Origin of the sequence: Cellulomonas sp. HD19AZ1, assembly GCF_004535805.1 — a bacterium.
Lineage (GTDB): Bacteria > Actinomycetota > Actinomycetes > Actinomycetales > Cellulomonadaceae > Cellulomonas > Cellulomonas iranensis.
Window position 1 is genome coordinate 74,822 of record NZ_SPHX01000002.1, and the last position, 18,449, is coordinate 93,270.

At 75.7% G+C, this 18,449-nt stretch carries 18 protein-coding genes; 7 read left to right on the forward strand and 11 right to left on the reverse strand.

Annotated features, from left to right (window positions below):
* Positions 1-33 precede the first annotated feature (33 nt).
* The 3 genes from E4A51_RS03900 to E4A51_RS03910 are packed head-to-tail and all read left to right on the forward strand — an operon-like array spanning position 34 to position 4,648.
* Positions 34-1,032, forward strand: coding sequence for a MoxR family ATPase (locus E4A51_RS03900; RefSeq protein WP_046528176.1), 999 nt, complete (start codon positions 34-36; stop codon positions 1,030-1,032).
* On the forward strand, positions 1,032-2,288 hold the full coding sequence (locus tag E4A51_RS03905; protein WP_134850936.1) for a DUF58 domain-containing protein: 1,257 nt from the start codon (positions 1,032-1,034) through the stop codon (positions 2,286-2,288). The genes E4A51_RS03900 and E4A51_RS03905 overlap by 1 nt, the downstream gene beginning before the upstream one ends.
* On the forward strand, positions 2,285-4,648 hold the full coding sequence (locus tag E4A51_RS03910) for a transglutaminase domain-containing protein (RefSeq protein ID WP_134850937.1): 2,364 nt from the start codon (positions 2,285-2,287) through the stop codon (positions 4,646-4,648). The genes E4A51_RS03905 and E4A51_RS03910 overlap by 4 nt, the downstream gene beginning before the upstream one ends.
* Here E4A51_RS03910 and E4A51_RS03915 read toward each other — a convergent pair.
* The 3 genes from E4A51_RS03915 to E4A51_RS03925 all read right to left on the reverse strand — a co-directional run bounded on the left by E4A51_RS03915 (position 4,635) and on the right by E4A51_RS03925 (position 6,021).
* Positions 4,635-4,943, reverse strand: coding sequence for a putative quinol monooxygenase (locus E4A51_RS03915; RefSeq protein WP_046530468.1), 309 nt, complete (start codon positions 4,941-4,943; stop codon positions 4,635-4,637). The two genes, E4A51_RS03910 and E4A51_RS03915, sit on opposite strands and share 14 nt — an antisense overlap.
* An 81-nt stretch (positions 4,944-5,024) precedes the next feature.
* Positions 5,025-5,429: a DUF3040 domain-containing protein gene (locus E4A51_RS03920; RefSeq protein WP_046528173.1), complete on the reverse strand. Its 405-nt coding sequence runs from the start codon at positions 5,427-5,429 to the stop codon at positions 5,025-5,027.
* Between the two features lie 151 nt (positions 5,430-5,580).
* Positions 5,581-6,021, reverse strand: a complete 441-nt coding sequence (locus tag E4A51_RS03925) for an SAV_6107 family HEPN domain-containing protein (protein ID WP_240696369.1) — start codon at positions 6,019-6,021, stop codon at positions 5,581-5,583.
* Positions 6,022-6,216: 195 nt separating this feature from the next.
* Here E4A51_RS03925 and E4A51_RS03930 point away from each other — a divergent pair, with 195 nt between their 5' ends.
* Positions 6,217-7,071 carry a spermidine synthase gene (locus tag E4A51_RS03930; RefSeq protein WP_226235841.1) on the forward strand — a complete coding sequence of 285 codons (855 nt, stop codon included), beginning with the start codon at positions 6,217-6,219 and terminating at the stop codon, positions 7,069-7,071.
* Between the two features lie 67 nt (positions 7,072-7,138).
* On the opposite strand, the gene E4A51_RS03935 is transcribed toward E4A51_RS03930, so the two are convergent.
* The 5 genes from E4A51_RS03935 to E4A51_RS03955 all read right to left on the reverse strand — a co-directional run bounded on the left by E4A51_RS03935 (position 7,139) and on the right by E4A51_RS03955 (position 11,962).
* Positions 7,139-7,342: a cold-shock protein gene (locus E4A51_RS03935; protein ID WP_046528172.1), complete on the reverse strand. Its 204-nt coding sequence runs from the start codon at positions 7,340-7,342 to the stop codon at positions 7,139-7,141.
* A 314-nt stretch (positions 7,343-7,656) separates the two neighbouring features.
* Positions 7,657-8,595, reverse strand: coding sequence for a proteasome assembly chaperone family protein (locus E4A51_RS03940; protein ID WP_070319553.1), 939 nt, complete (start codon positions 8,593-8,595; stop codon positions 7,657-7,659).
* Between the two features lie 119 nt (positions 8,596-8,714).
* Positions 8,715-9,152: a response regulator gene (locus E4A51_RS03945; RefSeq protein ID WP_046528170.1), complete on the reverse strand. Its 438-nt coding sequence runs from the start codon at positions 9,150-9,152 to the stop codon at positions 8,715-8,717.
* A complete protein-coding gene (locus E4A51_RS03950; RefSeq protein WP_240696370.1) occupies positions 9,153-10,751 on the reverse strand; it encodes an ATP-binding protein in 1,599 nt (532 codons plus the stop codon).
* Positions 10,748-11,962, reverse strand: coding sequence for a PP2C family protein-serine/threonine phosphatase (locus E4A51_RS03955; protein WP_070319563.1), 1,215 nt, complete (start codon positions 11,960-11,962; stop codon positions 10,748-10,750). Before E4A51_RS03955 ends, E4A51_RS03950 begins: the two co-directional genes overlap by 4 nt.
* 215 nt (positions 11,963-12,177) lie before the next feature.
* On the opposite strand from E4A51_RS03955, the gene E4A51_RS03960 reads away from it, so the two are divergent.
* Together E4A51_RS03960 and serA are read left to right on the forward strand one after the other, a co-directional pair.
* Positions 12,178-14,427, forward strand: coding sequence for an AAA family ATPase (locus tag E4A51_RS03960; RefSeq protein WP_205601484.1), 2,250 nt, complete (start codon positions 12,178-12,180; stop codon positions 14,425-14,427).
* A 107-nt stretch (positions 14,428-14,534) separates the two neighbouring features.
* Positions 14,535-15,734, forward strand: a complete 1,200-nt coding sequence (gene serA / locus E4A51_RS03965; protein WP_087510033.1) for a phosphoglycerate dehydrogenase — start codon at positions 14,535-14,537, stop codon at positions 15,732-15,734.
* 89 nt (positions 15,735-15,823) lie between these two features.
* Here serA and E4A51_RS03970 read toward each other — a convergent pair whose 3' ends face one another.
* The 3 genes from E4A51_RS03970 to E4A51_RS03980 all read right to left on the reverse strand — a co-directional run bounded on the left by E4A51_RS03970 (position 15,824) and on the right by E4A51_RS03980 (position 17,340).
* The gene (locus tag E4A51_RS03970; protein WP_046528167.1) at positions 15,824-16,012 is read right to left on the reverse strand and encodes a DUF5302 domain-containing protein; all 189 of its coding nucleotides are present in this window, start codon (positions 16,010-16,012) and stop codon (positions 15,824-15,826) included.
* Between the two features lie 116 nt (positions 16,013-16,128).
* Complete coding sequence (gene nrdR / locus E4A51_RS03975) at positions 16,129-16,629, reverse strand: transcriptional regulator NrdR (protein ID WP_046528166.1); 501 nt, start codon at positions 16,627-16,629, stop codon at positions 16,129-16,131.
* Between the two features lie 327 nt (positions 16,630-16,956).
* On the reverse strand, positions 16,957-17,340 hold the full coding sequence (locus E4A51_RS03980; protein WP_134850940.1) for a LysM peptidoglycan-binding domain-containing protein: 384 nt from the start codon (positions 17,338-17,340) through the stop codon (positions 16,957-16,959).
* Positions 17,341-17,664: 324 nt separating this feature from the next.
* Here E4A51_RS03980 and lexA point away from each other — a divergent pair, with 324 nt between their 5' ends.
* Positions 17,665-18,423 carry a transcriptional repressor LexA gene (gene lexA, locus E4A51_RS03985; protein ID WP_046528164.1) on the forward strand — a complete coding sequence of 253 codons (759 nt, stop codon included), beginning with the start codon at positions 17,665-17,667 and terminating at the stop codon, positions 18,421-18,423.
* Positions 18,424-18,449: the final 26 nt, after the last annotated feature.

Below are 18,449 nucleotides of genomic sequence, written 5' to 3' on the forward strand. Positions count from 1 at the left end.
CGCTCGTCCCAGTCCGCCGAGGGAGCCGTACACATGTCGACACCGCCGACCCCGGACGAGCTCGCCGCGCTCGTCGCCGTCACCACCCGCCTGCGCGCGAACGTCGAGTCCGTCGTGACCGGCCGTCCCGAGCTCGTGCGCACGTCGCTCGCCGTCCTGCTGGCCGAGGGCCACCTGCTGCTCGAGGACGTGCCCGGCGTCGGCAAGACGACGCTCGCCAAGGCGATCGCGCGCAGCATCGACGCCTCGGTGGGGCGGATCCAGTTCACGCCGGACCTGCTGCCGAGCGACCTCACCGGCGTCAACATCTTCCGGGCGCAGACCCACGAGTTCGAGTTCCGGCCCGGGCCCGTCTTCGCGCACGTGGTCATCGGGGACGAGATCAACCGCGCGTCGCCGAAGACGCAGTCCGCGCTGCTCGAGTGCATGCAGGAGGCGCAGGCCACGGTCGACGGCCGCTCCTACCCCCTGCCCCGCCCGTTCCTCGTCGTCGCGACGCAGAACCCGGTCGAGATGGAGGGCACGTACCCGCTCCCCGAGGCGCAGCGCGACCGGTTCATGGCACGACTCACCGTCGGCTACCCGAGCGTCGAGGCGGAGCTCGACATGCTCGACGCGCAGGAGACCGCGGACCCGCTCGCGCGGCTGCGACCCGTCACCGACGCGGCCGAGGTCCAGCGCTGCGTCGACGTCGCGCGCCGGCTCTACGCCGCACCCGCCGTCAAGCGCTACGTGGTCGACCTCGTGACCGCGACGCGCGAGGACCCGGGCCTGCGGCTCGGCGCGTCGCCGCGCGCCGCGATCCAGCTGCTGCGGGCGTCGAAGTCGCTCGCCGCGATGGCGGGACGCGACCACGTGCTGCCCGACGACGTGCAGGAGCTCGCGGTCGCGGTGCTCGCGCACCGCCTGCTCCCGAGCACCGAGGCGCGGCTGTCCGGACGCACGACGCAGGACGTGGTCGCCGCCGTCGTCGCCCGCACGCCGCTGCCGGTCGCCACGACCGCCGCACCCGCCCGGCAGACCGCGGGCTGATGCGTCAGCGTCCGACCGCCCGGGGCTGGGCGCTCGCCGCGGCGGGTCTCGTCGCGCTGCAGGTCGGGATCGGCCTCGGCTCGCTCGACCTCGTCCGGATCGGCGTCCTGCTGCTGGCCCTGCCCGTGGTCGCGCTCGGCGTCGCGGTCGCGGTCGACGCGGCCCGCGGACGACGGGGACTCGCCGTGCGGCGGTCCGTGCTGCCGGACCCGGTGCACGCGGGTGAGGAGTCCCAGGTGGAGGTCGAGGTCCGCGCCACCGACCGCGCGGGCCGCGCACGCCTCGCGGGTCTGCGGTTCTCGGAGCAGGCGGCGGTCGAGCTCTCGGGCGGTCGGGCGCTGCGCGCGCGCGTCGTGCGCCGGCCGGAGACGGCCAGCGTCCGCTACACCGTGCGCGCGGGCCGGCGGGGTCGCTGGCCGCTGGGGCCGCTGGTCGTGACGCGCGTCGACACCTTCGGCGTCGTGCGCTCGCGCGCGACCCTCGGCGACGAGACCCAGGTGGCCGTGTGGCCCGCCGTCGCGGCCCTCCCCGCCCCCTCCGACGTCCTGGTGGGCGAGCCCGACCGCGTCGCGCTCGGTGCGCGCACCCCGTCGACCGACGACGCCCACCTGCGCGACTACCGCGAGGGCGACGACCTGCGCCGCGTGCACTGGCGCTCGAGCGCACGCCGCGGCTCGCTGCTGGTGCGCTCGGACGAGCGTGCCGGGCTGCGCCCGGTGACCGTGCTGCTCGACCTGCCCGTGCGCGCGAGCGCGGCCGAGTGGACGATCTCGCTGACCGCGTCGATGGCGCTCGCGATGCTCGACGCCGGGCACCCCGTGCGCCTGGCGGGTGCCGGCGTCGCACCGGGCGGGGGGTCGGGCGCGTCGCCGTTCGTCCACGCCCGCAGCGGCCCGGAGTCGCGCGCGGCGCTGCTCGACCTGACGATCGACCTCGAGCCGGCCCGGTCGGCGCCCGAGGGTGAGGCCGCGCTCGTCGACGCGGTCCGCGTCCTGGGCACCAGCCAGACGGGCGGCGAGATCGTGCTCGCGGCCCTCGGACCGTTGACCCCGGGGGCTCGGGCCGGCCTCGCGCACCTCGGTGACGCCGCGCAGGCGTGGGCGGTCGTCCGCGAGGACGGCCGGACCTCCGGCGACGCACGCGACGCGCACGCCACGGTGCTGGCGCTGCGCCGAGCGGGATGGCGCGCCGTGCAGGTCACCACGGGCACGGACCTGCAGACCTGCTGGCTCGAGCTGCTGGGGGGCGCACGATGACGCCGACCCCCGAGCAGGGCGCGCGCGCGTGGCTCGGTGCCGCGCTGGGCGTCCTCGCGACCTGGGCCGCGCTGCTCGCGCTGTCGGGGCTCATCGTGGGGACGCGGTGGCTGGTCGTCGCCGGGGTCGCGGTGCTCGTCGTCGGCGCGACGACCGCGCTGACCCGGGCCCTCACCCGCCGGTGGTGGGTGCCGACCGTCGCCGGTGCCGCGGTCGCGGTCGTGGGGCTCGTCCTGCGCTACGGCGCACCACCGGGACGACCGCAGTTCCTGCCCGACCTCGACGCGCTGCGCCGTGCGTGGGCGACCGCGCAGCAGGGCGTGGCGGTCGTGAACGACTCCTTCGTGCCGATGCCGGACGTGCGTCCGGGCGAGATGCTCGTCGTCGTCGGCGCGGTCGCCGTGCTCCTGCTCGTCGACGCGGCGGTGCTCGCGCTCCGGGTGCCGGCGCTGGCCGGCGCCCCGCTGCTGGCGCTCTGGGTGCCCGCCGTCGTGCTCGGCTTCCCCGCCGGCGCCACGGCCGTCTTCTGGACCGCCACCGCCTACCTCGCGCTGCTCGCCTACGGCGCCGCACCCCTGCACGTGCACGCCGGGCGCGCGCGCCGCGCGGTCGTCGCCGCCGTGACGGCGGCGGCCCTGGCCGGGTTGACCGTCGTGGCCGGCCCGCCGCTGATGGACGCGCCCGGCTGGGCGAGCGTCTCGCTGCCGACGTTCGGGTCGGGAGCGGTCGGGCCGCTCGAGCTCAGCGACGACCTCGACCTGCGTGACAGCCTCGGCCAGCGCTCGGGGCAGGTCGTGCTGACGTACCGGGTCGTCGACCCCACCGCCGGGCCCGACGCGGCGGCGGACGACCCCGGCGCGGACGACGACGCCGCCGGGGCGCCGGGCCCCGAGGACGCGGACGACGACGCCACCGGGCCGCCCGTCCCCGAGGACGCCGGCGACGACGCAGCGGCGGCGCCCGCCGTCGACGCGCGCCTCGTGGGCCCGCTCCGGGCCTTCACCCTCGCGACGTTCGACGGCCGGCTCTGGGAGCGCACGGACTCGGACCGTCTCACCGACTGGGACCCCGCGCTGCTGCTGTCCTCCGACCCCGCCCTGCGCGGCGTGCCGCCGTCGCCCGAGGCCGGCACGCTCGCGCAGGTGGACGTCTCGGTCGGCGCGCTGCGGGAGCGGCGGCTGCCGCTGAGCACGTTCGCCCGCACGCTGACGGTCGAGGGAGCGTGGGCGTACGACCAGCAGCGCGACGAGGTCGTCGGCGAGCGCGCGACGCGCGAGGGCCTCACCTACGCGATGCAGGTGCAGGTGCCGTCGCTCAGCGCGGCCGACCTCCGCGGGGCCGAGGTCGGGGTGCCCGAGGACGCGGAGCTGTACACCGCGGTGCCCGCGACGCAGCACCGGGACGACATCGCGGCGCTCGCCGCCGAGCTGACGGCCGACGCGCAGGGCCCGTACGAGCAGGCGCTCGCGCTGCAGACCTGGTTGCGCTCGATCGCCAACTTCACGTACGACACGCGCGTGCCCCCCGCACGGTCGTCCGACGCCGTGTGGGACTTCCTGGAGGACCGGCGCGGGTACTGCGTGCAGTTCGCGACCGCGATGGCGATCATGGCTCGCACGCTCGACATCCCGTCCCGCGTCGGCGTGGGGTTCCTGCCCGGCGAGCGGAACCGGGACGGCGAGTACGTCGTCACGGGCCGGCTCGCGCACGCGTGGCCCGAGCTGTACTTCGACGGTCAGGGATGGGTGCGGTTCGAGCCGACGCCGGCGTCGCAGACCGGCCCGCCACCCGTCTGGGCGGACCCGTTCGCGGCGACGACGGCGACCGACCAGGTCCCGGAGGACGACCTCGACGCCGTCGAGCCCGGCGCAGCCCCGTCCGCAGCCCCGACCGCGCAACCGTCGACCCCGCCGTCGTCCGTGGACGACGCGAGCACCCCGTGGGTGCCGGTCGCGGTGGGCACCGCCGTGGGCACCGTCCTGCTGCTGGGCGCGGGCGCCCTCGTGCTCGTCGCCCGGCGGCGGCGCGCGTCCGCGGCCTCCCCGGAGCACGCGTGGACGCTCCTGCGGCGTGAGCTGGCGCGCGCCGACCTGCGCTGGTCCGACTCCGACAGTCCTCGCGCCGCGGTGCGACGGGTGCGCACCACGCTCGAGGAGCGCACCGGGGTCCCGCTGGCGGGGGCGCCGCTCGCCGCGCTCGAGCACCTCGCGACGGCCGTCGAGCAGGCGCGGTACGCACCGACGCCGGCGCCGGTCCGGCCGGGCGAGCTCGACGCGTGGCGGCTGGCGGTCCGCGCGGGCGTCGACGAGGCGGTCGCGTCGTCGACGGCGCGCCGCCGGGAGCAGGTCACGGCACGGTGATCGGCACGTCCTCGTAGGTCGACACGACCGGACCGGAGGCGAGCAGGCCGTGCCACCGCTCGATCAGGGCGCGCATGCGCGGATCGTGCTCGACGCGTTCCTGGTCACGACGCCAGGTCGCCTCGTCGGCGTACTCCATGATCTCGACGAAGGCGTCCGGGTCGGTGGTCGACCACTGCAGCCGCACGGCGACGCCGTCGGGCTCCTCGTAGACGGCGCGCGCCTCGGCGAGGAACGACTCGACCGCGGGCCGCGCGCCCGGGAGCGCACGAGCGTGCAGGTAGAGATGGATCACGCGGCCGAGCGTGCCACCGGGCACGCCCCAGCGGTCGGGACGGACGTCCCCGTCACCGTCCGCGCACGTCGAGGCGCGTCGTCAGCGTCCGTCGCCGTCGCGGCGCCGGTCCCACCGCTCCTCGAAGCGCGACATGAAGCCCTGCTTCTTCTTCGCCGCCGTGCGACCCGGGGCGGGGCGGACGGTCCCGTCCGGGGCCACGGTGCCCTGGGGGCCGCGAGGCGTGCCGTGCGGCCCCGCGAACGCGAACCCGACCGCGGCGAACATCACGACGAACCCGGCGGCGCCGAGCCACGGGAGCGACGTCGCGGCGCCCACGACCAGCAGCAGCAGGCCGACGACCGCGCCGACACCGGCGACGACGTAGCGCACGACGGGCCGTCGCCCACCTCGCTGGGTGAGCGTGTTGGCGAGCCGCGGGTCGTCAGACGTCAGCTGACGCTCCATCTGCTCGAGCACGCGCTGCTCGTACTCGGAGAGTGGCATCCCGACCCCCGTCGCACTCCAATGGACTCTTCGCCTCAGGATAGATCGGCTCACACCAACGTGGTAGTCGAGCAGTCCCTGCGGCAGGGCGATCATCATGCGTCACGAACCTGTGCGAGCGCCACCGCCGGGCGTGTCGCGCACCGAGGCTTCACCTGCCCGCCACCGCACGCACCTCACCCCCGTCCGCCGCGTCACGCACGAGGACGGCGCGGACCGCGTCGACCATGTCCTCCGCGGCGCACAACGTCCGCTCGGCACGCGACGGGGTCACGAGCTCGAACCTCCCCGCGTCCACCGCCGACCGGAGCGTCGCCGCGTGCGCGAAGAAGGCCGCCTGGGCGTGGAGCTCGGGGGCCACCACGTCCAGCATGCCCCAGACGGTCCGGGGCGCCCCCCGGCCCGTCGGGCGACCGCGAGCGGCGACGAGGGCCGCACCGGCGCGCAGGGCGGCCATGTGCGCGTGCGAGAACATCTCCCACGGCTCGCCCGAGAACTGCGCCGCGAGCAGCTCGGCGTCGGCACGCCCGAGCAGCTCGCTCGTCTGCGGGGGCAGCGACCCGGGGTGCAGCACGACGACCTCAGCGCTCACGACCGCCACCTCCCTCGACCGGCGGGACTCCCGCCACCGGTCCATCTTCGAACACGTGTTCGACTCCGTCAACAGCTGCCGCCCACAGCAGCCGCCACGACGTACGGTGTGCGCGTGGCTGCCCGACGTCGTGATGCATCGTCCCGCCGACCACCGACATCGACGGCGACGGCGCCGACCTGGCCGGACGGCCCCGTGCCGATCACGACCGGCACGGCCGAGGTCGTCCCCGAGCCCGGCCGCCCCCGCGCCGCGACGCTCCTGGTCAACGGCGTGCCGAGCTCGTTCGTCGACCTCGACGACCCCGCTCTGCTCGACTTCGAGTACATGCAGCAGGCGGCCGCCGTGATCGACGTGGTCGCGGCCACCCGCCCCGACCTGTCGGTGCTGCACCTCGGCGCCGGCGGGTGCGCGCTCGCCCGCGCGCTGGCGCACCGGCACCCGCACGTCCGACAGCTCGCCGTCGAGCTCGACGGCGAGCTCGCCCGCCTGGCGCGCGAGTGGTTCGCCCTCCCCCGCGCGCCGCACCTGCGCCTGCGCACGGGCGAGGCGCGCGCCGAGCTCGCGACGCTGCCCGACGCGTCGTTCGACGTCGTGGTGCGGGACGTCTTCGCGGGCGACCGGACCCCGGACCACCTCACGACGCTCGAGCTCACGCGCGACGTGGCGCGCGTGCTGCGCCCGGGCGGCGTCTACCTGGCGAACTGCGCCGACCGTCCGCCGCTGGCGCTCGCGCGCGCCGAGCTCGCCACGCTCGCGGCGGCGTTCGCGCGCATCGGCGTCGTCGCCGAGCCCGCGCTGCTGCGGGGGCGGCGCTACGGCAACCTCGTCCTGGTCGGCACCGACGACCCCTCGCTGCTCGACGACCCGGGCCTGGACCGGACGCTGCGGACGCTGCCGGTGCCGGCGCGCCTGCTGACCGACGGCGAGACGCGCGTGCTCGCGGGCCGCGCGACGCCGCGCCACGACCCGCCCACGCCCGCCGAGGGGACGGCGGGCGGCGCGGGCGAGGTCGGGCGCGCGCCGGGCGCCCCGACCCCCCGGGCATGACGCGGGGCCGCACCGTCGGACGGTGCGGCCCCGCATCGGCGCCCCGGCGTCGCGCCGGGGACGCGGGTCACAGCGGGCGGACGTGCTCCGCCTGCGGACCCTTCTGACCCTGCGTGATGTCGAACTCCACGCGCTGCCCCTCGTCGAGCGAGCGGTAGCCCTGCGTGTCGATCGCCGAGTAGTGCACGAAGACGTCGGCACCGCCGTCGTCCTGCGCGATGAACCCGAAGCCCTTCTCGGCGTTGAACCACTTGACCGAGCCCTGTGCCATGTCCCGCATCCTTCTGTCCCACCGTGTGACGGTGCGCGCCGACTGCCCGCACCGCGCCGCAATGCCTCACGTCCTGCACCGGGCGGTCCGGTCCCCACGGGGACGGGCGGAACCTCATGCCACCGCGACCGAGGTCACGGCGCGAGACCGGTCGAGCGTCCGTACGTCACTGCAACGCTCGCGATCCTTTCACGCCGGTGTGGCGTACGCCACGGAACGGGCCGTTTCGTCCCCCGCGGGACGGCAACGATCCGGTCACGACGCCCCCGGCACCGAGCGCTCGCGCGCGGGCGACCGGCACGGCGGCGGACGGGTCAGCCCTCGTCCCCGCCCTCGTCCACCTGGGTCGCCAGGAAGCGCTCGAGCTCGGCGCCGATCTCCTCGGCGGTCGGCAGGTCGGTCGCCTGGGCCAGCAGGCTCGTCCGCCCCACGCTGCGCGTGAACGCGTCGTACTGCTCCTCGAGGGCCTGCACGACCGCCGCGACCTCGCTCGACCCCTCGACCTGACGCTCGACCTCGCGCGTCGCCTCGGCGGCCGCGGGCTCGAGGTCGGCGAGCCGCAGGTCGAGCCCGGCCGCGCGCTGGACGTGCCGCAGACCCGCGAGACCCGCAGCGGGGTACGGCGACTGCGCGAGGTAGTGCGGCACGTGCACCGCGAAGCCCATCGCGTCGTGACCCGCCTCGCCGAGACGCAGCTCGAGCAGCGCCGACGCGCTGGCCGGCACCTGCACGGTGCCGAAGAACGACGTGTGGTCCGCCACGAGGTCGGCGCGCGTCGCGTGCGCGGTCACCGAGATCGGCCGCGTGTGCGGCACGCCCATCGGGATGCCGTGCAGCCCGACGACCAGCGGCACGTCGAACCGCTCGACGACCTGACGCACCGCGGCGACCCAGCGCTCCCACTGCACGTCGGGCTCGAGCCCGTGCAGCAGCAGGAACGGCGTGCCCTGCGCGTCGTGCAGGAGGTCCACGACGAGCTCGGGCGCGTCGTAGCCCGTCCAGCCCTCGTCGAACGTCATGACGGGGCGGCGCGAGCGGTAGTCGACCAACTGGTCGACGTCGAACGTCACGAGCCGCTGCGCGGGCCCGCCCGACACGAGGTGGTCGACGGCGACCTGACCCGCGTGGCCGGCGTCGACGAAGCCGCGCACCGCGTGCACCAGCACGGGTCCGGCACCGCCGTCGCGCGTCGCCGCGTCCACGCGCTCGGCCACGTCGACGTCCACGTCGTAGATGTCCCGGGGGTCCAGCATCCCTCACTCGCCTCTCGTCGTGCGGTCGAGAGGTGCAACGCCGGACCCGCCCGGACTCTTCCCGCGCGGCGCCGTGACCTGCGCGGCACCGCGCGGGAGGACCGTGGGGGCCGGCGCGGTCAGTGACCGGGCAGGCGCACGACCTCGACGAAGAACTCGTCGATCTGCCGGACCACGTCGATGAAGCGGTCGAAGTCGACCGGCTTGGTCACGTACGCGTTGGCGTGCAGCGAGTAGGAGCGCAGGACGTCCTCCTCGGCCTCCGACGTCGTCAGGACGACGACGGGGATCGCGCGCAGCGTCGCGTCGGACTTCATGGCCTCGAGCACCTCGCGGCCGTCCATGCGCGGCAGGTTGAGGTCGAGCAGCACGAGGTCGGGCGTCGGGGCGTCGGCGTGCTCGCCCTCCTTGCGCAGGAACTCGAGCGCGCTGACGCCGTCCGCGACCACCGAGAGGCGGTTGCGCACCTTGTTGTGCTCGAACGCCTCGCGCGTCATGAGCACGTCGCCCGGGTCGTCCTCGACCAGCAGCACGTCGATCGGCTTCTGCACGGACACTCAGGCCTGCCCCTCGACCCCGGCGTGCGGGGCGTCGTCCTCGGCCGCCGGCAGCGTCCAGCGGATGCTGGTGCCGTCCCCGGCGGTCTCCGGGATCCAGATCCGACCGCCGTGGAACTCGACGATCTTCTTGCACAGCGCGAGCCCGATCCCGGTGCCCTCGTACAGGTCCTTGGCGTGCAGCCGCTGGAAGATGACGAAGACGCGCTCCGCGTACTGCGGGTCGATGCCGATGCCGTTGTCCCGGCACTCGAACTCCCAGGAGTCTTCCACACGCGTCGCGCTGACGTGGACGTGCGGGACCCGGTCCGGGTGCCGGAACTTCACGGCGTTGCCGACGAGGTTCTGCAGCAGCTGGACCAGCAGCGGCTCCTCGCCCCGGACGACCGGCAGGCCGCCGTGCGTGACGACGGCACCGGTCTCCTCGACGCGCTCCGAGAGCTGGTCGACCGCGCGGTCGAGCGCCTGCGCGACGTCGACGTCGACGACCTCGCCCCCGACGCGACCGACGCGCGAGAACCCCAGCAGGTCCTGGATCAGCCGCTGCATGCGCTTGGCGCCGTCGACCGCGAAGTCGATGTACTGGTCGGCCCGCTCGTCGAGCTGACCCCCGTAGCGCTTCTTGAGCAGCTGCGTGAAGCTCGCGACCTTGCGCAGGGGCTCCTGCAGGTCGTGCGACGCGACGTACGCGAACTGCTCGAGGTCACGGTTGGAGCGCCGCAGCTCCTCGGCCTGCTCGGTCAGCCGGTCGTGCGCGTCGGCGATCTCGCGCCGCGACTCCTCGAGCGCCGCGAGCTGCGTCACGAGCCCGACGCGCATCGCCTCGACGTCGGCCGCGAGCTGCTCGATCTCCCCCGGCCCGTCGACGCGCACGACGTGGCTGAGGTCGCCCGAGGACACCGCGCGGCTCGCGGCCGCGAGCTCGTCCACGGGCGCGAGCACCCAGCGCCGCAGCACGACCCACAGCGTCGTCCCGACCGCGAGCGCCGCGACCACGAGCCCGGCGATGATCAGGGCGGTGAGCCGCTGCCACTGCTCGACCGCCGCGACGGCCTCGAGCCGGTTGGCACGCAGCTCGGCGTTGTAGACCTCGACGGCCGTGCGCGTCTCGTCGAACAGCACGCGTCCCGTCTCGATCGCGGCGGGGTCGACGGCCGTCGGCCCGCCCGCGGCGACGGCCGCGATCGTGGGCTCGGCGAACTCGTCGTACCAGCGGTCGGCGGCGTCGCGCGCGGCGCGCGCGCTCGCCACGAGCACCTCGTCCTGCGAGGTCCGCTCGACGCGCTGCGCGACGTCCGTGATCGAGTCCTCCTGCTCGCGCGAGCGGTGGTACGGCTCGAGCGTGACGTCGTCACCGGTCAGCGCGTAGCCGCGGACCGCGGTCTCGGCGTCGACGAGGCGGATGTACGCGGCGTCGGCGCGCGTGACCGCGTCGAAGTACGTCTGCGTGACGAGCTCCTGCGCCTGCGACGAGCGGGCCGCGACGTACCCCGTGAGCACGAGCACCGCACCGAGGACCGCGGCCGCGACGCCCAGCAGGACGCCGAGCCGGCGGCGCAGCGTCGCGCGCGGCGGGCCGGGGCGCGCGGACGCCGTCACGCGGGCCACCCGACCAGCACGACCGCCGCGTCGTCGACGAGGTCGCCGCCGTGGCGCTCGCGGACCGCCGACAGCAGCCGGCCGAGCACCGGGTCCTCGTCGGGCGCGACCGCGGCACCGTCGTCCGGCGCCGCGGGCAGCGTCCGGTCGGCGAGCTCGAGCAGCCCCGGCTTGCCCAGCCGCGTGCCGTCGGCGGCGACCGTGGCCTCGAGCAGGCCGTCGGTGTAGAGCAGCACGCGCCACGCGGGCCCCAGGTCGAGGCGGCGCGCGGGCCAGCCGCCGCCCACGGGGATGCCGAGCGCGCGGCCGCGCGCGTCGGCCGGCAGCAGCGACGACGGGTCGCCCACCAGCAGCGGCACGGGGTGGCCCGCGAGGTAGAGGTCGGCCGAGCGCCGGTCGGGGTGGATCGCGAGCATCGTCGCCGTCGTGAACACCTCGGGGCGCGAGCGCTCGGCCTGCAGCACGCGCTCGAGCAGCCCGAGGATCTCGTCGGCCGGGGTCCCCGCGATCACGAGCGTGCGCCACGCGGTGCGCAGCGTCGCGCCGAGCGCCGCCTCGTCGGGGCCGTGCCCGCACACGTCCCCCACCATCACGAGCACCGTCCCGTCGGGACGCTCGACCACGTCGTAGAAGTCGCCGCCCAGCAGGCCGTCGCGCCCCGCGCGGTAGCCGACGCGGACCTCCAGGCGCTCGTCGGTCACGCGCGGCGTGGGGAGCAGCGCGCGCTCGAGGCGCGTCGTCTCCGCGGCACGGACCAGGCTGCGGTAGAGCGCCCGGCCCGTGTCCTCGAGGCGGCGGCGCTGCACCGCGTACCGCACGGAACGCGCGAGGACGTCGGGGTGCACGTCCCCCTTGACGAGGAAGTCCTGCGCGCCCGCCGCGACGGCCTCGAGGCCCGCGTCGGTGCCGGTCAGCCCCGTGAGCACGACGACGGGCGGCGCGCCCGCGTCGAGCACGCGCTGCAGCGCGCTCAGCCCCATCGCGTCGGGCAGACCGAGGTCGAGCAGCACGCAGTCGACGTCGAGGTTCTCGAGCGCCTCGTCGACCGAGCGGGCCCACACGGTCTCGTGCACGAGACCCGCGTCCTGCAGGTGCTCCTGCACCAGGACCGCGTCCCCCTCGTCGTCCTCCACCACGAGGATGCGCAACGGCAGGTCGTCCGCGGTGGAGGCAGGGGGCGCCTCGGCCTCGCGTGCAGCAGAGCCGTGCATGGGGTCCTTCCCGTCGGTGTGCACGCACTGTAAGGCAGGACCGTCACGCACGTGCGACGAGGGCGTCGATCGGGTCGTCGCGCGCGTCGTGGCCCGGGCACCCCCGCGACGAGCGGATAATGGACGGCCGCCCGCGACGGGCGGGGGCGGTCGGGCGGGTCCCGACGGCGCCGACGACCGGGCTCGCACCCGGCACGACGGGGGTGGACGGGCTGGTGGCAGGGATCGACAGCGAGCTGGACGGCGAGCAGCGGGTCGTCGACGGGCTGTACGCGCGCCTCGACGAGCTGCGCGCGCAGGCGCGTCGCCGCCTCGCGTCCGTGCGCCGCGCCGGACCCTCGGGCTCGCCGCAGAACCGCTCGGAGCGCGACGCGTTCGCGACGCTCTACGAGGACCGGGTCGCGCAGCTCGAGGCGGTCGAGGACCGGCTCGCGTTCGGCCGGCTCGACCTGCGCGAGGGCGAGCGGCGCTACATCGGACGGCTCGGGCTCACCGACGAGGAGCAGACGCCGCTGCTGACCGACTGGCGCGCACCGGCCGCGCAGGCGTTCTACCGCGCGACCGCCGCACACCCGGACGGCGTCGCGCGCCGCCGCCACCTCGTCACGGCCGGCCGGCGCGTCACGGGCCTCGAGGACGACGTGCTCGACGTCGACGCGCTCGCCGCGGCGGGCGTCGACCCCGACTCGCTCGCGGGCGTCTCGGGCGAGGGTGCGCTGCTCGCGGCGCTCGGCGCGGCGCGCACCGGCCGCATGGGCGACATCGTCGCGACCATCCAGGCCGAGCAGGACGCGATCATCCGCTCCGAGCTCGCGGGCGCGCTCGTCGTGCAGGGCGGCCCCGGCACCGGCAAGACCGCCGTCGCGCTGCACCGCGCCGCGTTCCTGCTCTACGCGCACCGCCGCCTGCTCGAGCGCTCGGGCGTGCTGCTCGTCGGCCCGTCGCGCACCTTCCTGCGCTACATCGACCAGGTGCTGCCCTCGCTCGGCGAGACCGGCGTCGTCACCGCGACGCTCGCCGAGCTCTACCCGGGCGTCGAGGCGCGCGGCACCGAGCCCGACGCCGTCGCCGAGATCAAGGGGCGGGCGCTGATGGCGCGCGTCGTCGCGCGGGCCGTGCGCCAGCGGCAGCGCGTGCCCGCACAGCCCACCAGCGTGCGGATCGACGGCCGCACGGTCGTCGTGCGACCCAAGGACGTCGCGGGGGCCGTCGCGCGCGCCCGCCGGCAGAACAAGCCGCACAACCTCGCGCGCGTGACGTTCGTGCGCGACATGCTCGCGCGGCTCGCCGACCAGTACGTGCAGCAGCTCGCGTGGGACGTGCCGCCCGAGGACCGCGCGGAGATCGTCGAGGACCTGCGCACGACGCGCGAGATCCGCATCGCGCTCAACCTCGCGTGGATGCCGCTCACGCCCCAGGGCCTGCTCACGGACCTGTGGACCAAGCCCCACCGGCTCGCGGCCGCCGCGCCCGAGCTGTCCGACCGCGAGCGCGCGCTGCTGGCCCGGCCCGCGGACGCCCCGTGGACGGCCGCCGACGTGCCGCTGCTCGACGAGGCCGCCGAGCTGCTCGGCGAGGACGACCAGGCCGCCCGCGCGCAGGCGCGGGCCGACGCCGAGCGGCGCACGCAGGAGCTCGAGTACGCGCGCCAGGTGCTGCAGAGCACGGGCGCCGGGGACCTCGTGTCCGCCGAGGCGCTCGCCGACCGGTTCGCGAGCAGCGGGCCGTCCCTGACGACCGCCGAGCGGGCCGCCGCGGACCGCTCGTGGACCTACGGCCACGTGGTCGTCGACGAGGCCCAGGAGCTGTCCGCGATGGCGTGGCGCGCGCTGCTGCGGCGCGTGCCGACGCGGTCGCTGACCATCGTCGGGGACGTCGCGCAGACGTCGTCCGCGGGGGGCACGCACGACTGGGAGGCGATGCTCGGGCCGCTGCTGCGCGGGTCCTGGCGGCTGGCCGAGCTCACCGTCAACTACCGCACGCCCGCGACCGTCGCGCACGCCGCGCGGCGGGTCGCGCTGGCCGCGGGCCTGCCCGTGAGCCCGCAGACGTCGGCGCGGGACGTGCCCGACGCGCTGCGTCTGCACCGGGTCGCCGGCGGCGACGTCACGACGGCCGCCGCGGCGACCGCACGCGAGCTGGCGGCCACGGTCGGCCAGGCCGGCGGTGCGGGGCGCGTCGCGGTGGTCGCGACGCCCGCGCACGCGGCCGCGGTGCGCCGCGCGCTGGACGGCACCGCCGAGGACGCCCCGGGCGGCGAGCTGCCCGACCTCGAGCAGACGCTCGTCGTGCTCACGCCCGGTCAGGCCAAGGGGCTCGAGTTCGACGTCGTCGTGCTCGTCGAGCCCGCCGACGTGCTCGCGGCCTCGGCCGGGGACCTCTACGTCGCGATGACCCGCCCGACCCACGCGCTGCACGTCGTGCACGCGCGGGACCTCCCGCCGGGGTTCGTCGAGCGGGACTGACCGACCGCCGTACGGCGCCCGGCGGTCCGACACGGCCGCGCCGGGCACACCGTCCCGTCCTTCGGGACGGCTTTGGTCCGCCCCGCGGACCGGGAGCACCATGGGGCGTGCCTACCGCGCTGCTGCTCGAGAACCTCCACCCCCACGCCCGGACCATCCTCGAGTCCGCGGGCTTCGACGTCGTGACGCGGACCGGCGCGCTCGACGAGGACGAGCTCGCCGAGGCCCTGTCCGGCGTGCAGGTCCTGGGGATCCGTTCCAAGACCCAGGTGTCGGCCGACGTGCTGGCCGCCGCGCGCGACCTCGAGGTCGTCGGCGCGTTCTGCATCGGCACCAACCAGGTCGACCTGCACGCGGCGGCCGGGCGCGGCATCGCCGTGTTCAACGCGCCGTTCTCCAACACGCGCTCGGTCGTCGAGATCGCGATCGCCGACATCATCTCGCTGACGCGCCGCCAGACGGTGCTCGACAAGGAGATGCACGCGGGCGTCTGGAACAAGTCCGCCACGGGCGCGCACGAGGTGCGCGGACGCACGCTGGGCATCATCGGCTACGGCAACATCGGCACGCAGCTGTCGGTCCTCGCCGAGAACCTCGGCATGTCGGTGGTCTTCTACGACACCGCCGAGAAGCTCGCGCTCGGCAACGCACGTCGCATGCGCACGCTCGACGAGCTGCTCGAGACCGCCGACGTCGTGACGCTGCACGTCGACGGGCGCGCGGGCAACGCCGGCATGTTCGGCGCCAAGCAGATCGCGCGCATGAAGCCGGGTGCGATCTTCCTCAACCTGTCGCGCGGGTTCGTCGTCGACTACGCCGCGCTGCGCGACGCCGTGCTCGCCGGTCACGTGGCGGGAGCGGCGGTCGACGTCTTCCCCGAGGAGCCCAAGCGCAAGGGCGACCCGTTCGTGTCCGAGCTGCAGGGCCTGCCCAACGTGATCCTCACGCCTCACACGGGCGGCTCGACCGAGGAGGCGCAGGAGGCCATCGGACAGTTCGTGGCGCACAAGGTGCGCGACTACCTCGCGACGGGCTCGACGAACCTGTCGGTGAACCTGCCGAACCTCGCGCTCGACCAGCGCCCCGATGCGCACCGCGTCGCGTACCTGCACCGCAACGTGCCGGGCGTGCTGGCGACCATCAACGCGACGCTCGCCGAGCACGGCGTCAACATCGAGGGCCAGCTGCTCGCGACGCGCGGCGAGCTGGGCTACGTGGTCACGGACGTCGCGTCGCCCGTGCCCGCGGCCGTCGCCGACGCGCTCACCGAGCGACCCGAGTCGCTGCGGCTGCGCCTGCTCGACTGACGTCCGTCGGCGGGCGCCCGCCCGCCCCGGGCCGCACGCACGACGAGGGCCGCGCAGCACGTGCTGCGCGGCCCTCGTCGTGCGTGGTGTCAGGCGGAGCCGGACTTGCGCTGGAAGCGCCGCTGCACGGGCCCGGCGGTCTCCGACCCGTGCACGGCCCCGGTGTTCCGGCCCCCGTCGGCCGTCCGGTGGCCGCTCGACCTCTTGCGCTCGAGCGCCTCGCGGAACTTCTCCCTGGTCTCGTCGCTCACTGCCGACGGCTTCTCGTCCTGCGTCATGCGATGGTCCTCCGCTCTCGCGACGTGGTCGTCGGGCTCCCCCAGCGTGGTGGACGCGAGGGCCCGACGCCAAACGGTTTGGTGCGACCGGCCTCGGGCGGGCCGGCTCGGCCGGATCAGCCCTCGGCCGTGGTCACCGCCGCGGCCTGCGGGGTACCGGCCGCCGTCTCGGCACGTTCGGCGCGCAGCGTGCGGATCGCCGACTCGAAGTCGTCGAGCGAGTCGAACGCCTGGTAGACGGAGGCGAACCGCAGGTACGCGACCTCGTCGAGCTCGCGCAGCGGGCCCAGGATCGCCAGGCCGATGTCGCCGGCGTCGATCTCGGCCGAGCCCGCGGTCCGCAGGTTCTCCTCGACCTTCTGCGCGAGCAGCGCGAGGTCGTCCTCGCTCACGGGCCGGCCCTGGCAGGCCTTGCGGACGCCGTTCGCGATCTTGGTGCGGCTGAAGGGCTCGGTCGCACCGGAGCGCTTGACGACGGACAGGCTCGCGGTCTCGATGGTCGTGAACCGCCGCTGGCAGCTGGGGCACTGGCGCCGCCGACGGATCGAGGACCCGTCGTCGGACGTGCGGGAGTCCACCACGCGCGAGTCGGGGTGCCGGCAGAAGGGACAGTGCACAACGAACCTCTCGGCGTTGCCGATCACGGGACGGCGCCCGCCACGACACGCGCCGGACGGACGCACGCGACGGTAGGACGTCGCAGGCGCAACTGCAACATCGCGTGCCTCGGCAGCGCGAGGGCGGCCGCCGTGCGACGGCCACCCTCGCCGGGACGCCCCCGTCCCTTCGTGGCGCCGACTCGCCTCGGTGCCACCTGCTGCTGCGCGCTGGCGGACCCGGACGCGCCGGATCGCCGCACACACCTCCGGCTGGCCCCCCAGCCTGCCGAATGAGGTAAGGCTAACCTAGCCGGAGGCGTCGACACTGACAACCCGCGTCCACGCTCAACCCACGGGGACGACGAGCGTCTGCCCCGCCGTCAACCCGGCGGACGGCAGCTCGTTCAGCCGCTGCAGGCGCAGCACCACGTCCCTGACGTCCTCTCCGGGCGCGGCGACCTCCGACGCGATGCCCCACAGCGTCTGCCCGGGCGCCACGACCACGCGCTCGACCTCCATCGCGGACCGCGGGCCGTCGGCGTGCGCCGACACGGCAGCACCCCCGGCGCCCGCGGCGAGCAGGAGGGCCAGGCCCCACACGACGACCCGCCCGCGCGTCGTGAGGCGCAGCGGGGCCTCGGCCCGGGGCGCGGGCCGCCGCCGCGCACCCGCCGCCGACGGCGTGCATCCACCGCGGAACGTACCGGGTGCGATGGTGATCGCGCTCATGTCGTACCCCTCTCGCCGCACGAGCCCCGGACCGACCGGAGCCGCTCGGATTCGAACGCCTGTTCGTCGAACGTCTGTACGATGTCTACCAGAGCCGACCGACATCCGTCGAGACACGCTCGAACAGATGTTTGATCCGCCCGGGCCGCCCGCCTAGGGTGGCTGCTGCAGCGAGTGCACCACCGACCACCGACATCTCCCCCGGGCGACGTCGGTGCGCAGGGGCGCCGTTCCCGCACGACCAGCGGGTCCGGGCCTCGACGCGGCGGGGCGACGCTGGGCGCGCGCCCCCCGGCCCGCGCCGACGCGACAGCAGGAGGCGCAGTGGACGTGCAGGAGCGCTCGACGACGGGCACCGACCGGACGCGCGCCGCGGGGACCGCGGCGCCCGAGGTCGCGGAGGTCCCGGGCGACGGCCTCACATCCCGGCAGCGGCTCGTGCTCGAGACCATCCGGTCCTCGGTCGAGCGGCGGGGGTACCCGCCGAGCATGCGCGAGATCGGCGACGCGGTCGGGCTGACCAGCCCCTCGAGCGTCAAGCACCAGCTGACCGCGCTCGAGCGCAAGGGCTACCTGCGCCGCGACCCGAACCGGCCGCGCGCGATGGAGGTCGTGCAGCCCGACGACGCTCGGACCGTCACGGCGCTCGGCGACCGCGCGGGCGTGGCGCTCGGCGACGGCGACGCCGCGGAGCGCGACGGCGCCCCGACGCCCTCGTACGTCCCCGTCGTCGGGCGCATCGCCGCCGGCGGCCCCATCCTCGCCGAGCAGGTGGTGGAGGACGTCTTCCCGCTGCCGCGCCAGCTCGTCGGCGAGGGTGAGCTCTTCCTGCTCAAGGTCGCGGGCGACTCCATGGTCGACGCCGCCATCTGCGACGGCGACTGGGTGGTCGTCCGCCGGCAGCCCGTCGCCGAGAACGGCGAGATCGTCGCGGCGATGATCGACGGCGAGGCGACGGTCAAGACGCTCAAGCGGGTCGACGGCCACGTGTGGCTGCTGCCGCACAACGCCGCCTACTCCCCCATCGACGGCGACGGCGCGACCGTGCTGGGCCGGGTCGTGAGCGTGCTGCGCGCCTTGTGACGCCGAGCGCGTGCGGGGCGCTGCCC

Coding starts and splice junctions, on each gene's coding strand:
- E4A51_RS03935 (WP_046528172.1), bottom strand. CDS start 7,342: ATGGCACAGGGCTCGGTCAAGTGGTTCAACGCCGAGAAGGGCTTCGGG.
- E4A51_RS03900 (WP_046528176.1), top strand. CDS start 34: ATGTCGACACCGCCGACCCCGGACGAGCTCGCCGCGCTCGTCGCCGTC.
- E4A51_RS03980 (WP_134850940.1), bottom strand. CDS start 17,340: ATGAGCGCGATCACCATCGCACCCGGTACGTTCCGCGGTGGATGCACG.
- E4A51_RS03910 (WP_134850937.1), top strand. CDS start 2,285: ATGACGCCGACCCCCGAGCAGGGCGCGCGCGCGTGGCTCGGTGCCGCG.
- E4A51_RS03970 (WP_046528167.1), bottom strand. CDS start 16,012: ATGACGCAGGACGAGAAGCCGTCGGCAGTGAGCGACGAGACCAGGGAG.
- E4A51_RS03905 (WP_134850936.1), top strand. CDS start 1,032: ATGCGTCAGCGTCCGACCGCCCGGGGCTGGGCGCTCGCCGCGGCGGGT.
- E4A51_RS03940 (WP_070319553.1), bottom strand. CDS start 8,595: ATGCTGGACCCCCGGGACATCTACGACGTGGACGTCGACGTGGCCGAG.
- E4A51_RS03955 (WP_070319563.1), bottom strand. CDS start 11,962: ATGCACGGCTCTGCTGCACGCGAGGCCGAGGCGCCCCCTGCCTCCACC.
- E4A51_RS03920 (WP_046528173.1), bottom strand. CDS start 5,429: ATGCCACTCTCCGAGTACGAGCAGCGCGTGCTCGAGCAGATGGAGCGT.